Source organism: Marinobacter sp. F3R11 (assembly GCF_003318275.1).
Taxonomy (GTDB): Bacteria; Pseudomonadota; Gammaproteobacteria; order Pseudomonadales; family Oleiphilaceae; genus Marinobacter.
Genome location: NZ_QOCH01000003.1, coordinates 388,270 through 404,924 on the forward strand (window position 1 = coordinate 388,270; position 16,655 = coordinate 404,924).

The 16,655-nt window shown below is 55.8% G+C and carries 11 protein-coding genes; 5 read left to right on the top strand and 6 right to left on the bottom strand.

Annotated features, from left to right (window positions below; genetic code table 11):
- Positions 1–44 precede the first annotated feature (44 nt).
- Complete coding sequence (locus DS878_RS15450) at positions 45–209, top strand: hypothetical protein (RefSeq protein ID WP_187298713.1); 165 nt, start codon at positions 45–47, stop codon at positions 207–209.
- A 26-nt stretch (positions 210–235) separates the two neighbouring features.
- Entirely contained in the window at positions 236–544 is a 309-nt protein-coding gene (locus DS878_RS15425) for a hypothetical protein (RefSeq protein ID WP_148707054.1), read from the top strand.
- A 162-nt stretch (positions 545–706) separates the two neighbouring features.
- Here DS878_RS15425 and DS878_RS01800 read toward each other — a convergent pair whose 3' ends face one another.
- The 5 genes from DS878_RS01800 to DS878_RS01830 all read right to left on the bottom strand — a co-directional run bounded on the left by DS878_RS01800 (position 707) and on the right by DS878_RS01830 (position 4,970).
- Entirely contained in the window at positions 707–1,120 is a 414-nt protein-coding gene (locus DS878_RS01800; protein WP_113814213.1) for a hypothetical protein, read from the bottom strand.
- Between the two features lie 292 nt (positions 1,121–1,412).
- Entirely contained in the window at positions 1,413–1,634 is a 222-nt protein-coding gene (locus DS878_RS01810; protein ID WP_148707055.1) for a hypothetical protein, read from the bottom strand.
- Between the two features lie 15 nt (positions 1,635–1,649).
- Positions 1,650–3,698 (bottom strand): RHS repeat domain-containing protein, encoded by a 2,049-nt coding sequence (locus DS878_RS01815; protein ID WP_113814216.1) that lies wholly within the window; start codon positions 3,696–3,698, stop codon positions 1,650–1,652.
- Positions 3,685–4,086, bottom strand: coding sequence for a hypothetical protein (locus DS878_RS01820; RefSeq protein ID WP_113814217.1), 402 nt, complete (start codon positions 4,084–4,086; stop codon positions 3,685–3,687). The genes DS878_RS01815 and DS878_RS01820 overlap by 14 nt, the downstream gene beginning before the upstream one ends.
- A gap of 485 nt (positions 4,087–4,571) precedes the next feature.
- Positions 4,572–4,970, bottom strand: coding sequence for a DUF4279 domain-containing protein (locus DS878_RS01830; RefSeq protein WP_113814219.1), 399 nt, complete (start codon positions 4,968–4,970; stop codon positions 4,572–4,574).
- 302 nt (positions 4,971–5,272) lie between these two features.
- On the opposite strand from DS878_RS01830, the gene recC reads away from it, so the two are divergent.
- Genes recC through recD form a run of 3 tightly spaced genes read left to right on the top strand, consistent with a single transcriptional unit; the run spans position 5,273 to position 14,852 of the window.
- Positions 5,273–8,833, top strand: coding sequence for an exodeoxyribonuclease V subunit gamma (gene recC / locus DS878_RS01840; RefSeq protein ID WP_113814221.1), 3,561 nt, complete (start codon positions 5,273–5,275; stop codon positions 8,831–8,833).
- Positions 8,830–12,558: an exodeoxyribonuclease V subunit beta gene (gene recB / locus DS878_RS01845; protein WP_113814222.1), complete on the top strand. Its 3,729-nt coding sequence runs from the start codon at positions 8,830–8,832 to the stop codon at positions 12,556–12,558. Before recC ends, recB begins: the two co-directional genes overlap by 4 nt.
- On the top strand, positions 12,555–14,852 hold the full coding sequence (recD, locus tag DS878_RS01850; protein WP_113814223.1) for an exodeoxyribonuclease V subunit alpha: 2,298 nt from the start codon (positions 12,555–12,557) through the stop codon (positions 14,850–14,852). The genes recB and recD overlap by 4 nt, the downstream gene beginning before the upstream one ends.
- On the opposite strand, the gene DS878_RS01855 is transcribed toward recD, so the two are convergent.
- The gene (locus DS878_RS01855) at positions 14,849–16,651 is read right to left on the bottom strand and encodes an ABCB family ABC transporter ATP-binding protein/permease (protein WP_113814224.1); all 1,803 of its coding nucleotides are present in this window, start codon (positions 16,649–16,651) and stop codon (positions 14,849–14,851) included. The genes recD and DS878_RS01855 overlap by 4 nt on opposite strands.
- Between the last annotated feature and the right edge of the window lie 4 nt (positions 16,652–16,655).

A 16,655-nucleotide genomic window follows, 5' to 3' on the forward strand; every position in this document is an offset into this window, starting at 1 on the left:
CGGTCAAAACCGAAGGCGACTGTTTGGTTTAGCTCGGGACTGACGTGAGTGATCTCCCCATAGCCGTTGTAGGCGAAGGTTCGGTTCAGGATGCCATTACTCAGGCTGATGGGCAGGCCATGGTTGGCATCGCGGCCGAGGGTGAAGCCGTGAATGCCGGTGAGCAGGCCGTCCCGGTCGTGCTCAGATTGGTGCTGTCGCCGGCGTAGGTGAGCTGGCTGATCTGATCACCGTGGTGATAGCTGTAGAGGATGGCACTCTCTGGCGTGTTGGTCTGGGTCAGCCGGTTCTGGCTGTAGAAGTTCTCCAGTCGTTGCCCGGAGGGCAGTTCGATGGCGGTGAGGCGGCGGTCGCGGTCGTACTCGTAGTGCGTGGCTTCGCCCAGCGGGGTGGTGTCGGAGGTGACCCGGTTGATGCCGTTGACCGTGCTGACATGGTCAGCGGGTGTGTGCACCACCAGCGTGGTCTGGTTGCCGTTCGCATCGTACTCACTGAGCGTGGCATGGCCATCGGGGTAGGTGACTTGGGTCACACGGCCCAGTGAGTCGTACTCATAGAGGGTTTGCTGGCCATCAGTGGCGGTAATGGCTGTTACCTGGCCACGGCCTTCGCTGCCGTAGTGATAGGTTGAAGCACGCTGTCGATGATAGTGTTCAAAGCTTTGTATTATTTTTTGCTCTACCCGAAAAAAGATGACTCATGATGGTCATTCTTGGTTCATCAGTTGCCGATAACTCCTGAACAACTCTACTGCCTCAGAATCTCCCTCAATGAGAAGTTCATAGAAAGATGAGTTATTGGCCCACTCATCAAAAACGAGCGAGGATAAAACTCCCTCTTCCTCTTGATCGACTACCGACAATTTCCAATATAACGACAGCCGGCCATCTAAAACACTAAAGAGTTCAGCGGCAAACGGTTTCGGGTACTCATCATATTCCTCAGAACAAAGATAATACCAAGGGCTATTGTCCCAAAAAACTACTCCATAAACTGTGTACTCCTTACCAACATCAAGATCGATCTCTCCATCGGGCATAGAGATATATTTTTTTAACCGTGCTAACAGTCTTTCATCGGAAAGGCTGTTTAGATTGTTCACTTTACAAACAACTTTCATTATTACCCCATCAGAATCAGTAAGTACCGCTCTTGGATCTGAAGCGCTACCATTGTTAGGAAGGTGCCCGCCTCGATGTTGCCAACACTAGCGCAACTGTTCGGGGTCAGCGTGGATGAGCTGTTAGGGCTTAAAGACTCAGCAGCTAAACGAGGGTCAATGCCCAAGCTTCAGCGCCAGATCGAACAAGTCGCCTTGCTACCCAAGGCTAAACAGAAGTTTGTTAGTGAGATGTTAGAAACGGTGGTTCAACAGACCGCACATTAAAAAGCCCGCGATTGCGAGATTTTTATCAGTATTCTATTTCTAGTAGATTTTTAGCCTCTTTAACAGCACTATCAAAATCACCAAACCTTCCGGTAGGATCTGGATACTCTCTGATTTCGTATGACTTATCCTCTTCAGAGTCATATTTACGAACAAATTTATGAAGTAAGTATGAACCATCATTATCCTGGACAACTTCAAATATTTGTCGACCGTCAGCGGAAGAAATTCTTTCAAGCTTTTCCATAATTAATATCAGCCATCAATCACCAATTATTGTTTTAGGTCCGATAAGTTCATTTGTTGAAGCATCTCTAAACGAGTGCGTCTGAACTTGCTGACCGTCTCTTGCTACTCGTGCATCAGAGCTAACTTTTTGGATGTTTGCAGGGTTACGACCCGTTTGGGCTGCTATTCGGTCTGCTTGTTTTGCTGGCTGACTAATAACAGTTCCTCCACCACTAGAAAGTTGACCCAACTGTTCCTGAGAAGCCAACTGTTTTTCAAGTTTTACCTTAGTGGCGTTATTAACAGCACCGCTTCCACTCTTTGTGACTTTATCAACCTTATTGAGCTTCCCGATTTTATCAAGAATCCCACCACCAACAGCACCCATCGCCGCTGCGGCTGCTACCTGACCACCATCGACACAGCTCCAGGATTTGCCTTCCACAATCATCTGCCAGGCCAGATCGGCACCTGCTCCTACGATTGCGCCAACAACCCAGGCGATTTCACCTGTGGGATCCACGAAGTTTACGGGATCGTTGGACACATACCCATAAAGATTCGTATCCCCTCCCGCAAAGCCAATCGGATCCCGGGCCGTCCAGCGACCGGTTTCCGGATCGTAGTCCCGATAGCCGAAACGGATCAATCCAGTATCATCGTCCTTTAACCCGCCTGCAAAGCCAAACGGAAGTGTGATACTCGGATTGCTGTCGGCGGTTACATTGCCATAGGCATCGTATTCAACGGCCTTCACCACTTGCCCCGCACTGTCAGTAATCACCCTCGGGCTGCCCAGCTGATCCGTCAGCAGATAATAGGTGTTGCCGTTCTCCGTAAAGCTGGTGGGGGCATGGCCCAGCGTGTAGTTGAATCGCTGCTTCAGGTTTCCTTGGCCATCATAAGTCGCCAGCAACGTAGTTTTGTCCTGCCACAGGTAACGTTCTATGACTTGTCCGTCTTTGAGCTTGGCTACCCGGTTACCCAGGGCGTTGTGGCGGTATTCGATGGTGTGGTTCGGAGTCTGCACCTGTTTGAGCCGGCCCTGACTGTCGTAATTATAGGTGGTAACTTCGGTGCCGGTGGTTTTCTGACTCAGGCGGCCATTGCCGTCGTAAATGTAACTCGTCTTGCTTGGGCCGATGCCTTGGCTTTGCAACTGGTCGCCCAAGTTATAGCTGGCTACGGTGGTGCTATTGACGCCTCGCTCGGTGCTGGTGGCCAGAGTGCGGTTGCCGTTGGCGTCGTACTGGTACTGCTCCACCAACAGGCTGTTTTTGGTGACTCCGGTCAGGCGGTAGCGGTCATCGTAGGTGTAACTGTATTCGTTGATTTCTCCGTTTGGCAGGGTTTCGGTTTTGCCGGTGATCTGGCCAACGCTGTTGTAGGTCAGTTCGTAGCCGAAGGCGGCGGTTTGATTCAGCTCGGTGCTGACGTGGGTAACTTCCCCGTAGCCGTTGTAGGCGAAGGTTCGGTTCAGGGTGCCATTACTCAGGCTGATGGGCAGGCCGTGGTTGGCGTGGCGGCCGATGGTGAAGCCGCGAATGCCGGTTAACAGGCCGTCCCGGTCGTAGGTCAGGTTGGTACTGTCACCGGCGTAGGTGAGCTGACTGATCTGGAAGTTGGCATTGTGATCGTACTGGATGCCTTCGTTGAGTTCACCCTGGTACCAGACTTCCTTCAGCAGGCTGCCATCCCAGGTATAGGCGAGGGTTTCAGTGCCTTCGCTGATCTGGCTGAGCTGGTCACCGTGTTGGTAGGTGTAGAGTATGGAACCCTCTGGTGTGTTGGTCTGGATCAGCCGGTTCTGGCTGTAGGTGTTCTCCAGTCGTTGGCCGGAGGGCAGTTCAATGGCCGAGAGGCGACGGTCGCGGTCGTACTCGTAGTGCGTGGCCTCGCCCAGCGGGGTGGTTTCAGAGGTGACCCGGTTGATGCCATTGAACGTGCTGGCATGATCAGCGGGCGTGGGCACCACGAGCGTGGTCTGGTTGCCGTTCGCATCGTACTCACTGAGCGTGGCATGGCCGTCCGGGTAGGTGACTTTGGTTACATTGCCCAGTGAGCCTCTCCTAGCGAACCCCACTTAGCCAAGATTTAACTTCTCTGCTGGAGGCAATTACCATGCTCAACACTACACCTAGAAGACTCAAGAAAACGAAACTTGGCAGGTGCAGGCTTTGGTAGTGGGCGTTCATAAAAGGAAAAATGCACCAAGAGTTCGCTAGCCAGCCAAAAAACAAAGGGAAATAGCCTCCTTTCTTTCTGTTCAATAACCAAAGAACACCCCACCAATAGATCAGAATTCCTGGAATGAACGATATGTAGGCCCATCCGGCGGCGATGCCATACTCTTCTTCCAAGGCACCCAAGAGTATTCCAAACACCGGAAAGACTAGAATTAAAACTCCAACGACCGCCGCATACCGAAGCATGCGCGGGGAAGCAATTAAATCATGGTAGATCTTTACCATACAGATACTGAAACTCCCATTGCACCACCGACAGACAAAATGGATCAGGCCGGTATGATCGCCCTTTTAACCGCTGGAAACGCCTTATACGGCGGTCTGTACAGACACCAGGATGACTGCCATAAAATCTATTTTTTCCGTTTCCTTTTATACTTTTCCTCAACTGCCGCGAACGTCAGAACTCCAACTATAATGACAGCAAGAACCACACCCAATTTATCAGGGAAATAAGCCCTCCCCAATAAAATAACAACTATATACAAAAGCGAAAGACCACCCACCCTGTAGATAAATAGTTTTGCGTTTCTATTCATGATATCAAGTTAAACCCAGAGCGAAACAACCATTATAAATAGTCTACGATATAATCCTCGGACAACAACAACGATCGAGCTATAACAGTATTGAGCTACCAGGCTACTGAATCAACCATGCAGAAGAAAAGACTCCCTCTCGCAATTGTTTTAGTCTGATAATAATACTACTTACGTGATCGTAGTCCTTATATCGAGCCCCATAGAAAATATCGTTTCGAGAATATTATTTTCAAACCGGTACTCAAAGCTCTCTTGTACATAGTAGTCTTCATCCGACAGCCCGACAAAAATATCAACTATCGCATGTTCAACTCCATCAATTTCCTTTAGATTTCGGGCTTCCATTGAGTCTAAAAGTGCCTTCAACTCGAGCTCTAAATTCGAACTCACTTCTCTAGTATGACACCACATACCAAGCTCCCTTGGTGCCGAAAGATTTCCACCCGATAACTTTTTTACATCTCCCTTTAATTGAGTTTGAGTAGGCTGAAGGCCCAATATTTCAGTGATCTTATCCGGCTGAAGTTCCTCTCCCCAAAGTCGGACGCCAATTTTTACGAATCGCATGCCTTACACCACGCTGTCAGTCGGATTTTTATCAGAGACAAAACTCGTTGAGGTTATCGTATTGTTCCTCAGTTGTGTCATACGTTTTCCCGGTTTTCTGATGTAGATACTCCGTCCAAAGAGTGTGTGCGCCAGTTGTTGCTGCGCCTGCTGCGCGAAACTGGTTGAACGCATTTGCTTTTGAAGCAGCCCACCCTTGGCGGCCCTCCCCGCAACATTCATCAATACGACTCCGAATCCGGGGTTGCATAAGGTAACCTGTCACTTCACGAAACAAGCGCAGGTACCCGTTAAGGACTCCCATGCCCGAACACTCCGCCATCACCCCCGGCTTTCACGCCGTTCACGCCAACCATCTGGAAGACCTGCGCCGGGCCGTGGTGTTTATCTGCCAGCAGAACCCGCTGCCGCCGCTGCAGAGCGAGACCTTTCTGGTGCAGAGCAACGGTATAGCCCAGTGGCTGAAGCTGGCGCTGGCGGAAAAGCCTTCAGACGATGGCAGTGAAGGCGGGCTGGGTATTGCCGCAGGTATGGATTTTCTGTTCCCGGCAAGATTTATCTGGCAGGCCTACCGGGCCGTGTTACCGGATGGCGAGGTGCCGGAACAGTCTCCTTTCGATAAGCGCCGGCTGGTGTGGCGGCTTTACCGGCTGCTGCCGGAACTTGTGCATACCAACGAAGTGTTCAATCCGCTGGCGCGTTTTCTGGAAGGCAGCGATACGGACCTGCGGGCCTTCCAGTTGGCTGAGAAAGTAGCGGATCTGTTCGACCAGTATCAGGTGTTCCGTGCCGACTGGCTGGCAGCCTGGGAGCAGGGACGGGATGTGGTGATCAGCGCCCGTGGTGAAGAAAAACCCATTGCAGAAGACACTCGCTGGCAGCCGAGGCTTTGGCGCGAACTGGTGGAAGATACAGGCGCGGAAGCCCACACCAGCCGGTCACAGATTCATACCCGCTTTATGGCTGAAGGCCAGCGCATATCCGCACCCGCGCACCCAGACCGCCTGCCCAGGCGCATTGTGGTCTTCGGGGTATCCTCGCTGCCAAAGCAGGCGCTGGAAGCGCTATACGTGCTCAGCCGTTTCAGCCAGGTGGTACTCTGCGTTCATAACCCCTCGCAGTTTTACTGGGCGGACATTGTCAGTGACCGCGAGCTGCTGAAAGCCGAGCGCAAGCGCGGTGCCAGTCATCCAACCCTGTCAAAGATCGAGGATGCCGATCAGTTGCACCAGCATGCGAATCCACTGCTGGCAGCCTGGGGCAAACAGGGCCGGGATTACATTCGCCTGCTGGATGAATTCGATAATCCGGATGAATACCGCAGCAGTTTCCAGACGCCGGATCAGAAAATCGATATTTTCTCGGAGCATGGCACAGGGCAGGCAAGGAGTTTGCTGCACCAGCTGCAGAACGACATTTACAACCTGACCCCATTGCAGGAAATCCGCGATGAACAGCGAGAGCTGGATCTTCACGGGGATCATTCCGTCGTCTTTCACGATGCCCACAGCCCCCAGCGGGAGGTGGAGATTCTGCACGATCAGCTGCTGGCAGCGTTTAACGCAGACGCCTCTCTGAGGCCCAGGGATGTGATGGTAATGGTGCCGGATATCAACGTCTACGCACCCCATATCCAGGCGGTATTCGGGCGCTACCCTGCAGGGCAGAAACGCCATATTCCCTTTACCATTTCCGACCAGGGCCAGCGCAATCACGAGCCAGTACTGATTGCGCTGGAAACACTCATGTCGTTGCCCCGCAGCCGGTTCGGGGTGAGTGAAATCATCAGCCTGCTGGAAGTACCCGGCATTCGTGAACGGTTCGAAATTACCGAGGAAGAAATCCCTCTGGCCCGGCGCTGGGTTGAAGGCGCCAACATACGCTGGGGGCTGCACGGTGCCCACCGGGAAAGCCTGGAGTTACCGGCCCACCTGGAACGCAATACCTGGCAGTCTGGCCTGCGTTCCATGCTGCTCGGCTACGGCATGGGCGACGACGAGCCCTGGGCAGGTGTTCAGCCCTACGGTGAAATCGGGGGGCTGCAAGCCAGCCTGGCAGGGCGCCTTGGCGAGTTTGTGTATCGCCTGGAAACCCTGTGGCAAGAGCTACAGGCGAGCCGAGCACCTCAGCAATGGGAAGCCTTGTTCTCTGCCATGCTGGAGCAGTTTTTCCACAAGGTAGAGGGCCACGACCTCTTGCTGCTGAACCGCTTCCGCAGGCAGCTGGAGCAGTGGCTCGATGACACCCTTGCCGCCGGGCTGGATCAGCAACCCCTGCCTTTGAACATTGTGAAAGACGTATTATTAGAGGGCCTCGATGAAGGCGGCCTTAACCAGCGTTTCCTTGCCGGCAAGGTAAACTTCGCTACCCTGATGCCCATGCGTGCGATTCCCTTCCGCAAGGTGTGCCTGCTGGGCATGAACGACGGCGACTACCCGCGCTCACGACCACCGGTTGATTTCGACCTGATGGCTCAGGATTACCGCCCGGGCGACCGCTCCCGCCGTGAAGACGACCGCTACCTGTTCCTTGAAGCCATGCTCTCCGCCCGGGAACAGCTTTACATCAGCTGGGTAGGGCGCAGCATCCGCGATGATTCACCACGACCACCCTCCGTTCTGGTGGGCCAGTTGCAGGATCATCTGGACAGCCTCTGGCAGGTAGAAGCTGAGCCAGACATAACGGTAACTGCAGCCCTCACCACCTGCCATCCGCTGCAACCGTTCAGCCGTGACTATTTCCCCCAGGTTCAGCAGGCTCGCAGCCTGTTCACCTATGAACATGAATGGCGCAGCGCTCACAGAGACGAGAGAGCGGAGCAGGAGGGGCAGCAAGGAAATCAACAAACAGCCCTGCCATACCAGCAGCCCGAAGAGCCCATCACCCTGAACGACCTGGCGGGCTTCCTGAAAAAGCCCGTGGATACCTTCTACCAGCGCCGCCTGCAGGTGCGCTTCGAGGATGTAGAAGATGAGGATACAGATAACGAAAACTTTGATCTGAATGGTCTTGATCGCTGGCGCCTGGATACCGAACTGATTGAACAGGGCCTGCTGAAAGCCGGTGATGAAGAAGACCTGCACGAGCGCCTGCAAACTACGCTGGATCGTATGGCACGGCGCGGCGACCTGGGTATGGGCGTGACAGAACACAGGCTGCGCAACGAGCTGTCCGGCCGTCTGCCGGATCTGTTTGGGCGTTATCAGAGCGCGCTGGCCGAATGGCCTGAAGCGATCAGTGAACCCCTGCCGTTTGAATACCGCTTTGCTGACACGACCGGCTCCGTGGAAGTGCTGGATCTGATTGGTGACCTGCGCCGCAACCATGAAGGCAAAACCTGCCGGCTGGTGATCGCAGGTTCCAGCCTGCTCAGTGGCAGCGGCAACAGCAAAAAGCTGCGCTACGCCAACCTGATGCGGGACTGGGTGATTCATCTGGCCGGACAATTGACGGAGCAGCCTTTTGAAACCCTGATTCTGGGCAAGGAAGAAGGCCGTAAGGTACGCTTTGCATCCCTGCCAAAGGAAGCCGCAGCCAGGCATCTGGACGCCATACTGGCCCACTGGATAGAAGCCAGCACCCGGGCCCTGCCGCTGCATGTGGAAGCCGGTTTTGCCTGGATTTACAGCTTCTACCAAAGCAAGAAATTTCTCGGCGACCACGAGCGCGCCATCAGTGACGCTCAGCAGGCATACGCCACTGCGTTGGAACGGGATACCGGCTACCTGCGCGGCGCCTTCGACAGTGCTGAAGCCCTGATGCAAAGCGGTGAGTTCGAGGCACTGCTGCACACACTTTACGTGCCTTTATGGGAGGCCGAACAGGACAAGTCAGCCGCCGGCCAGATCGAGGGCAAGCTATGACAACCGTGAAAAATCTGAACCCTAATCTGGATCCGCTGGCACTGCCCCTGAACGGCAGTAGCCTGATTGAGGCCAGCGCAGGTACAGGTAAAACCTTTACCATTGCGATTCTGTATGTGCGTTTGGTACTCGGCCACGGCCAACCGGAAGGCAGCGCCCTGGCTGCCGGCATGCTGCCGCCAAACCTGCTGGTGGTCACCTTTACCGACGCCGCTACCAAGGAACTTCGGGATCGCATCCGCACCCGGCTCACCCAGGCTGCCGAGGTATTTTCCAGCAACGCGGAAAGCCTTCAGCCCACGCCGGAAACAGCGCTGATTCACCAGCTCAGAGACCACAGCTACCCGGACCCGGCCACCTGGCCGGACTGCCGCAAAAAACTGCTTCTGGCAGCCGAGTGGATGGACGAAGCTGCGGTATCCACCATCCATGCCTGGTGTAACCGCATGCTCACCGAGCATGCTTTCGACAGTGGCAGCCTCTTCCGGCTGACACTGGAAACCGACCAGAACGATCTGCTGGATGAAGTGGCCCGGGATTACTGGCGCACGTTTATCTATCCGCTGTCGCCGGTACTGATGGATGAAGTACTTGGCCACTGGAAAACGCCGGATAACCTGCGGGCCTCCGTACACAACCTGCTTGCCGATGCCGATTCTCTGGAGCTTGCCACCGACGATGTAAAAGGGGCCATCGAAGCCACTGTGCAACGGCGCATGGAGCAGGCACAAGTACTGAAAGCCCACCCCTGGGCGGACTGGAAACCCGAAGTAACCGACATGCTGGTGGCGCTCAACAAGAGCAAGCGCCTGCACGGCGGCAGCATGAAGCCGATGATTGCCGCCTGGGACACATTGCTGGACTGGGCCGCATCCGATGCGCTCTACCCGGAAGGGCTTGAGAAAGCGGGTTTCCAGAACCAGACACCGGACATACTGGCCAGCAAACTGAAAGGCGAGGGCGATGTGCCCCACCATCCCGCCTTTGATGCTATCGAAGAGCTGATCGCCTTCGCAGAAAACCTGCCCAGCGCTGAGGCCGACATTCTCCGGCACGCCACCCGCTGGATTGCAGAACGGCTGGAATCGGAAAAACAGAAACGCTCGGAAATGGGTTTTGACGATCTGCTCACCCGGCTGGACGATGCTCTTCATGGCCCCCGGGGCGATCAGCTGGCCGCGACCATCCGCCGGCAATTCCCGGTAGCCTTGATTGACGAATTTCAGGATACGGATCCGGTTCAGTACCGCATCTTCAACCGTATTTACCGGGTCGTGGAGAATCACCCGGATACCTGCCTGCTGATGATAGGCGATCCCAAACAGGCCATTTACGGCTTCCGTGGCGCCGACATTTACACCTACCTGGACGCCCGCACAGGCGCCCGCGATCGTACCTGGACCCTGGGCCGCAACTTCCGTTCGTCCAGACCCATGGTGGCCGCGGTCAACCGGGTATTTGAGCATGGTGACCTGAACAGCCCGGAAGGCGCCTTTCTGTTCGGCAAGGGCGACGCCTCTCCGTTGCCATTTCAGGGGGTAGAAGCCAACGGCACCAAACGCCTGTGGACAATGAACGGCGAGATACAGCCCAGCCTCACCCTGTGGTCGCTGGAAGGTGATCAGGAAGACAGAAACGGCAACCGTAAAAGCCTGGCAAAAGGCACAGCGACCACGGAAGTGGCTGAAACCTGCGCCAGCGAAATCGCGCGCCTGCTGACGCTTGGCCAGCAAGGGAAGGCAGGATTTGCTCTGGAAGACGCTGCTGATGATCTGGAGCCGGTTGAGCCCAAAGATATTGCCATTCTGGTGAACAACCGCAACGAAGCTGCTGCGGTGCGGGACGCTCTGAGCCAAAGGAGCATAAAAAGCGTGTATCTGTCCGACCGGGATTCCGTACTTACCTCCCAGGAGGCAAAGGAAGTACTGTGCTGGCTCAAGGCCTTTGCCGAACCCCGGCAGCTGGCCTATGCCCGTGCTGCTCTGGCCACACCTACACTGGGCCTGCCCTGGCGCTATCTGGACCAGCTACTGACCGATGAAATAGCGCTGGAGCGCGAAATTGAACGCTTTATGGGCTATCAGAAACAGTGGCAGACCCGGGGCGTTCTGCCCATGCTGCGCAGCTTTCTGATGGACTTTGAAGTGCCCGGACAGCTACTGCAGCGCCCGGATGGTGAGCGCCGGCTCACCGACATTCTGCACATTGCGGAATTGCTGCAGCAGGACAGCCTGCAACTGGATGGTGAACACGCGCTGGTGCACCACTACACCCAGATACTGCGGGCAGCGGACGAAGAAGACGAGCACCGCACCCTGCGTCTGGAAAGCGATGCTGGTCTGGTAAAAGTCATCACCGTGCACAAGTCCAAAGGCCTGGAATATCCCCTGGTGTTTTTGCCTTTTGGTACCGCCTTCCGCGCCCAGAGTGAAAAGCAGTCGTTCGTGCGTTATCACGACGACAACTCCCAATTGATCACTGTATTCGACCCCACGCCAGAAGATGTTGCCCGGGCCGACCGGGAACGCCTCGGCGAAGATATCCGTAAACTCTACGTGGCCCTGACCCGCGCCCGGTTTGCTACCTGGGTAGGCGTGGCCGATATTGAAAACTGGCACCTGAGCGGCCTGGGGTATCTGCTGGGGGGAGAACCTGCAGCGCAGCAACCCTTGAGTGATGTGCTGAACCATCTGGTTGATGGCTATCCGGAGCTTTATACCGAGCCGCTGCCTGGCGCCAGCGATCTGGGTTACACAGAAGAAACACCAGCCGCCCTGGGGCCGGCGCGGGTATCGACCCGCGAAGCCAGGGAAGACTGGTGGATTGCCAGCTACTCTTCGCTGGAATACATCGGTCTCTCAGGTACTGGCATTGTGTTCACCGGCGAAGTGGAAGACGCAGAAACCCAGAACCTGCTGGAAGAGGGCGCCCACAATCCAGAGGACGAAGAGGCACTCAGCCCGCTCAGCCACAGCCTGCATAATTTTCCAAAGGGTGCTGGCCCGGGAACCTTTTTGCACGACCTGCTGGAATGGTGTGTACAGCAAGGCCTCCAGAGCATTGTGGATAACCCCGCCCAGCTACGTGAACAGCTTGTCCGCCGCTGCAGTACACGGGGCTGGAGTGACTGGGCAGACACTCTGGAACAATGGATACTGGCGCTTATCCGCCAACCTCTGAAACTGAACCGCAACGGCAGTGAAAGCGCCAGCCTGGCCAGCCTTGGCACTCTGCGCCCCGAGCTGGAGTTCTGGTTTGAAAGCCGCAACGTAAGCACCTCAGCCATGGACAAGCTGGTTACCCGACACACCCTGAACGGCGCTGACCGCCCGCGGGTGGATGACGGGCGTTTCAACGGCATGCTGAAAGGTTTCATAGACCTTGTATTTGAACACAAGGGCCAGTATTACGTACTGGACTATAAATCCAATTATCTCGGTGACAATGACAGCGCCTACACAGATCAGGCCATGGGTGAAGCCATACTGGAGAAACGCTATGACCTGCAATACGTTCTCTATCTGCTCGCTCTGCACCGACTGCTGAAAGCACGACTGCCGGATTATGACTATGACCAGCACCTGGGTGGCGCCGTCTATCTGTTTTTGCGGGGAATTAACGCGCCGGGCGCCGGAGCCTTTACCGACAAGCCGCCCAGAGTATTGATTGAACAGCTGGATGCGATGTTTGACGGCAAGGCAGCCCCGGGGGAGGTGGCAGCATGAGCAAAACCCGGAATACCGACAACCAGTTTGCCTTTGATCTGGAGCCACCAGGAGATATGGACACGGCATCCCCTGTTTCCGTCGGCCAGGATAGCGACACCGGTATTAATCGAGTGAACCCCAGACTGGCACTGAGCCAGACAGACACCTTACTGGAGCTGTTGGATAACTGGGAGCAGGCCGGCTGGATCCGGCCGCTGGATGTGCGCTTTGCACGGCTGATACAAGACCTGTCAGAAGAGCAGGGTGAGGCGCCACAACCGCTGGTTCTGCTCCTCGCCGCAATGACGTCCCATCAGGTGGGTCGGGGCCATGTGTGTGTGGATCTGGCAACCCTGCTGGCCGATGCAGACAGCACGCTTGCGCTGCCTCCTGAGGACCCGAAAGGAGCCTCTGTTTTCAACGATCCGGAAAGCACTGAGACGAACCGGACCGGACCGGGCGAGCTTCTTGCCGAAACATCCACACAAGAGTGCCTATCCGCTCTTGGCAATGCTTTGGCAGTAAGTGATGGCTCACATACAACGCCATTGGTGTTGAACGGCACCCGCCTTTATCTGCGCCGCTTCTGGCGTTATGAACAGCAGATTGCCGCTGGCATTCTTCAGCGCCTTGCCCGGCCATCCGCCCTCGCCGACCCGGCTGCCCCGGCCGCCATCACCCTGAGCCAGGCATTGGATACACTCTTTAAACCACAGGATTCTGCCGGTTCACCTGTGGACTACCAAAAGCTCGCCTGCGCCCTCGCAGCCCGCAACCGTTTTGCCGTCATTACCGGTGGTCCGGGCACAGGAAAAACCACCACCGTAGTGAATTTGCTGGCAGCCCTGCAGTCCGTCGCCGGTGAATCCACAGAACGAAACGGCCGCAAATACCGTATCCGCCTTGCTGCACCCACCGGCAAAGCGGCAGCGCGACTGAACGAATCCATCGGCGGCGCCGTCAGCCGTTTGCCTCTGGACAAGCTGCCAGGGAAGGTGTCGCAGGCGGACATTCCCACCCGGGTAACCACGCTGCACCGTCTGCTGGGCAGCCGCCCGGATACCCGCAAATTCCGCCACAACCGCGACAACCCTCTGCTGGTGGACATACTGGTGATTGATGAAGCGTCCATGGTGGATCTGGACCTTATGGCGTCGGTATTTGATGCCCTGCCCGCCAACGCCCAGTTAATTTTGTTGGGTGACAAAGACCAGCTGGCCTCGGTAGACGCCGGCGCGGTGCTGGGCGAACTTTGCCAGCGTGCAGCAGACGGACATTATCAGCCAGCCACGGTGCAATGGTTGCAAGCCATCACCGGCACCGACATACCGCCAGATTTACAGGACAACGAAGGCCAGCCACTGGACCAGGCTGTCGCCATGCTCCGCAAGAGCTACCGCTTTGCCGAAGGCAGCGGTATCCGCCAGCTTGCCGAGGCCGTCAACACCAACACATTAAGCGCCAGCACCCTTGAACAGGCCCGCAACGCAGGGTTCGAAGATGTGGTGTGGCTCAATGGCCACACCGGAAAGCCCTCACTGGAAACTACTCAGGCGCTGATATGCAGCCATGCGGTCACCGGCAGCCCTCAGGCCTTCCGTAATCAGGGAGAAGGGCGCATTGAAGGTAATGGTCAGCCACTACCTCCACCAGTGGGTTACCGACATTATTTAACGCTGATGCAGAATCACAACCTGAACAGCAACAGCTCCAAGGAACAATGGGACCAGTTGGCGAAAACGGTATTGCTGGCCTTCAGCGACTTCCAGATACTCTGCGCCCTGCGCCGGGGCCCCTGGGGTGTGGAAGGGCTGAATGAGCTGATTGCCCATCACTTGCTGGCGCAACGGCTGATTCCACGTGCTGAAGGCTGGTATGCCGGGCGCCCGGTGCTGATTACCGGCAATGATTACAACCTGGGGCTGATGAATGGCGATGTCGGGATTACCTTCAGCCTGCCGGTCCATGGGGACCCACGGAACACCGACAACAGCTCACAGACAGCGTTGCGTGTCGCCTTTCCTGCCAGCGATGGCAGCGGCACCATCCGCTGGATATCACCCAGCCGGCTGCAGCAACTGGAAACCGTGTACGCCATGACTGTGCATAAGTCCCAGGGCTCTGAATTCAATCACACCTGCCTGGTGCTGCCTGACCGCCTCAGCCCGGTGCTCACACGGGAACTGGTCTATACCGGCATCACCCGCGCCAGGAACTGGTTCAGCCTGATAACCGGTGACTCCAGCATATTCAGCGAGAGCGTAGACCAGAGAGTAGTAAGAGCGTCAGGACTGGCGTCGGTGCTCCGTTAACCCTGCTCGTCTTCATCTCTATGCTGTTGCTGCAGCCACAACCTTGCGTAGTAACCATTCTTTGCAAGCAGGTCACTGTGGCTGCCACGTTCCACAATCCGGCCGTGGTCCATAACCAGAATAGAATCGGCATCGCGCACTGTAGATAAGCGATGGGCAATGACCAGTGTGGTGCGCTGGCGGCTGACTTCATTGAGCGCACTCAGAATGGCCTGCTCGGAAATGGAATCCAGGGACGACGTAGCTTCATCCAGAATCAGCAGCGGCGGGTTTTTCAACAGCACACGGGCGATGGCAACACGCTGTTTTTCACCGCCGGAGAGCTTCAGGCCCCGTTCACCGACCTTGGTGTCATAGCCGTCCGGCAGACTGCGGATGAAGTCGTCCAGGCGTGCCTGTTTAGCCGCGTGGTACACCTCGGCTTCGGTGGCCTCTGGCCGACCATAAGCCAGATTCCGGTACAGGGTGTCGTTGAACAGTACCGTGTCCTGTGGCACCACCCCGATTGCCGCACGCAGGCTGTCCTGACTGACCTCCCGGATATCCTGGCCATCAATGGTGATACTTCCCTTATCCACATCAAAAAACCGGAACAACAGGCGGGCAAGGGTGGATTTACCCGCGCCGCTGGCACCCACAACCGCCAGTGTATTCCCGGCTGGTATGGAAAAATCCACATTCTGCAGAATGGGCCGGTCAGGGCGATAGGCAAAGGACACTTTATGGAAGCCAACCTCGCCCTTGTCCACAACCAGCGGCGGGGCCTCCTCGGCATCTTCGACAGCCGGCTTTTCACCCAGCAGGCCAAAAAGGCGCTCCACATTCACCAGCGACTGGCGAATTTCCCTGTAAACAAAGCCCAGGGCATTGAGAGGAATGAACAACTGCAGCAGATAGGCGTTGATCATGGTGAAATCACCCAGAGTAATGTCACCGCTGGCCACTTCCGTTACCGCCATAGCCATCATGGCGATCATGGCCAGACTGATGATAAGCGCCTGGCCGGTGTTCAGAGCTGCAAGAGACAAACGGTTCTTCAGGCGAGCCTTCTCCCAATCCTCAAGATCCTGATCATAGAGGTCTGCTTCAAACTGTTCGTTATTGAAATATTTAACTGTCTCATAATTGAGCAGGCTGTCGATTGCCCGTGAATTGGACTGGTTGTCCCGGGCATTGGCCTCACGCACGAACCGGGTTCGCCACTCGGTGACCATAATCGAGAACACCACATACACCACTACAGCAACGAGAATTGCAACCACATAGATGGCGTTAAAGGCCACTAGCAGAATGCCCGCCACCATCAGAATTTCCAGCAGGGTAGGAATGATATTGAACAGGCTAAAACGCAACAGGAAACTTATGCCTGTGGTACCGCGCTCGATATCGCGGGCCAGGCCGCCGGTTTTCCGGTCCAGATGAAAAGCCAGTTCGCGGGCATGGAGGTGACGGAACACCCGCAGTGATACCCGGCGCATGGCACGTTCGGCAACCCTAGCAAACACTGCGTCCCGCAGCTCACTGAACAGGGTGCTGGCAAACCTCAGAGCACCATAAGCAACCACCAGCACCACAGGGATCCATAGTAACAGGTCGCTTTCACGGCCCTGATCCAGGTAATCCACGATGTATTTCAGAGCCACCGGGGTTGCAACGGTGGCAAGTTTTGCCAGAACCAGAAAAGCGACAGACAGAACTACCCGTCCGCGGAATTCTGCCAGATAGGGCCAGAGCCCGGCGATTACTTTCCAGTTGGGTTTATGGTGAGCAGAGTAATCACTGTCAGCGTATGCTCGCACAGGG

Bases quoted from the DNA above. Each gene is read 5' to 3' on its own strand.
- DS878_RS01800 (WP_113814213.1), bottom strand. From the start codon at position 1,120: ATGAAAGTTGTTTGTAAAGTGAACAATCTAAACAGCCTTTCCGATGAA.
- DS878_RS01810 (WP_148707055.1), bottom strand. From the start codon at position 1,634: ATGGAAAAGCTTGAAAGAATTTCTTCCGCTGACGGTCGACAAATATTT.
- DS878_RS01820 (WP_113814217.1), bottom strand. From the start codon at position 4,086: ATGGTAAAGATCTACCATGATTTAATTGCTTCCCCGCGCATGCTTCGG.
- DS878_RS01830 (WP_113814219.1), bottom strand. From the start codon at position 4,970: ATGCGATTCGTAAAAATTGGCGTCCGACTTTGGGGAGAGGAACTTCAG.
- recC (WP_113814221.1), top strand. From the start codon at position 5,273: ATGCCCGAACACTCCGCCATCACCCCCGGCTTTCACGCCGTTCACGCC.
- recB (WP_113814222.1), top strand. From the start codon at position 8,830: ATGACAACCGTGAAAAATCTGAACCCTAATCTGGATCCGCTGGCACTG.
- recD (WP_113814223.1), top strand. From the start codon at position 12,555: ATGAGCAAAACCCGGAATACCGACAACCAGTTTGCCTTTGATCTGGAG.